This is a genomic window from Photobacterium sp. SKA34 (assembly GCF_000153325.1).
GTDB lineage: Bacteria > Pseudomonadota > Gammaproteobacteria > Enterobacterales > Vibrionaceae > Photobacterium.
Genome location: NZ_AAOU01000083.1, coordinates 1 through 1,722, shown reverse-complemented (window position 1 = coordinate 1,722; position 1,722 = coordinate 1). Strand labels below are relative to the sequence as shown.

Here is a 1,722-nt window from a genome sequence, read left to right as displayed (position 1 = left end):
TATACAGAGGGCTGCCAACTAGCGATAGTGAGCGAATCCCAGAAAGTACGTCGTAGTCCGGATTGGAGTCTGCAACTCGACTCCATGAAGTCGGAATCGCTAGTAATCGTGAATCAGAATGTCACGGTGAATACGTTCCCGGGCCTTGTACACACCGCCCGTCACACCATGGGAGTGGGCTGCACCAGAAGTAGATAGCTTAACCTTCGGGAGGGCGTTTACCACGGTGTGGTTCATGACTGGGGTGAAGTCGTAACAAGGTAGCCCTAGGGGAACCTGGGGCTGGATCACCTCCTTACCTAAAGACTTGCTGTTTAATGCAGTGTCCACACAGATTGCTTGGTTAAAATGTAAGAGAGCCACTTAATGTTGCCCAACAACATTAAGTATGAACATTGTCCCGTTCGTCTAGAGGCCTAGGACACCGCCCTTTCACGGCGGTAACAGGGGTTCGACTCCCCTACGGGACGCCAATGGGTCGTTAGCTCAGTTGGTAGAGCAGTTGACTTTTAATCAATTGGTCGCAGGTTCGAATCCTGCACGACCCACCATTCTTTCTCACGAAGGAATTAAAACTATCGTGGGCGATTAGCTCAGTTGGGAGAGCACCTCCCTTACAAGGAGGGGGTCACTGGTTCGAGCCCGGTATCGCCCACCAACTTTCTCTTTCTAGAGAACTTCGTAATGAAGTAAAAATGGGGTTATAGCTCAGCTGGGAGAGCGCCTGCCTTGCACGCAGGAGGTCTGCGGTTCGATCCCGCATAGCTCCACCAATGTCCCGTTCGTCTAGAGGCCTAGGACACCGCCCTTTCACGGCGGTAACAGGGGTTCGACTCCCCTACGGGACGCCACTCTCTAAAGACACTCTTTGAGTGTGATTAGAAAGTGGATCTTTAAGTAGAAACACAATGCTCTTTAACAATCTGGAAAGCTGACTAGTAAATTCAATCGAATAGATTGATTTTAAAAAATGTTTTTATCTTTAGATAAAAACGAGTTCTCAAACAATACACATTCAAGTGTCTTGTATTGAGTCCGGCGAAAAACCAACGTTTAATACTTTCTTGATCGAAGTGTTGAACACAAACCTTGGTTGTTTGAACATACGAAACCTCTTGGGGTTGTATGGTTAAGTGACTAAGCGTACACGGTGGATGCCTTGGCAGTCAGAGGCGATGAAGGACGTATTAACTTGCGATAAGCCCAGAGAAGGTAGTAAAAACCGGTGACTCTGGGATTTCCGAATGGGGAAACCCACGTGCATAAGCACGTATCGTGTTGTGAATACATAGCAGCACGAGGCGAACCGGGGGAACTGAAACATCTAAGTACCCCGAGGAAGAGAAATCAACCGAGATTCCGGTAGTAGCGGCGAGCGAAACCGGATTAGCCCTTAAGCTAGTTCTGCGTTAGGTGAAAGTTCTGGAAAGTTCTGCGATACAGGGTGATAGCCCCGTAACCGACAACGCATTATCAGTGAAAACGAGTAGGACGGGACACGTGATATCCTGTTTGAATATGGGGGGACCATCCTCCAAGGCTAAATACTCCTGACTGACCGATAGTGAACCAGTACCGTGAGGGAAAGGCGAAAAGAACCCCTGTGAGGGGAGTGAAATAGAACCTGAAACCGTGTACTTACAAGCAGTAGGAGCCTACTTGTTAGGTGACTGCGTACCTTTTGTATAATGGGTCAGCGACTTAATTTTAGTAGCAAGGTTA

At 48.3% G+C, this 1,722-nt stretch carries 5 tRNA genes and 2 rRNA genes; all 7 read left to right on the top strand.

Annotated features, from left to right (window positions below):
- A 16S ribosomal RNA gene (locus SKA34_RS01305) occupies window positions 1-298 on the top strand; the annotation flags it as partial.
- Between the two features lie 99 nt (window positions 299-397).
- Window positions 398-473 (top strand) — tRNA-Glu (locus tag SKA34_RS01300).
- A gap of 2 nt (window positions 474-475) precedes the next feature.
- A tRNA-Lys gene (locus tag SKA34_RS01295) sits at window positions 476-551 on the top strand.
- A 31-nt stretch (window positions 552-582) separates the two neighbouring features.
- Window positions 583-658, top strand: a tRNA-Val gene (locus SKA34_RS01290).
- 39 nt (window positions 659-697) lie between these two features.
- Window positions 698-773 (top strand) — tRNA-Ala (locus SKA34_RS01285).
- Between the two features lie 2 nt (window positions 774-775).
- A tRNA-Glu gene (locus tag SKA34_RS01280) sits at window positions 776-851 on the top strand.
- 276 nt (window positions 852-1,127) lie between these two features.
- Window positions 1,128-1,722, top strand: a 23S ribosomal RNA gene (locus SKA34_RS01275); the annotation flags it as partial.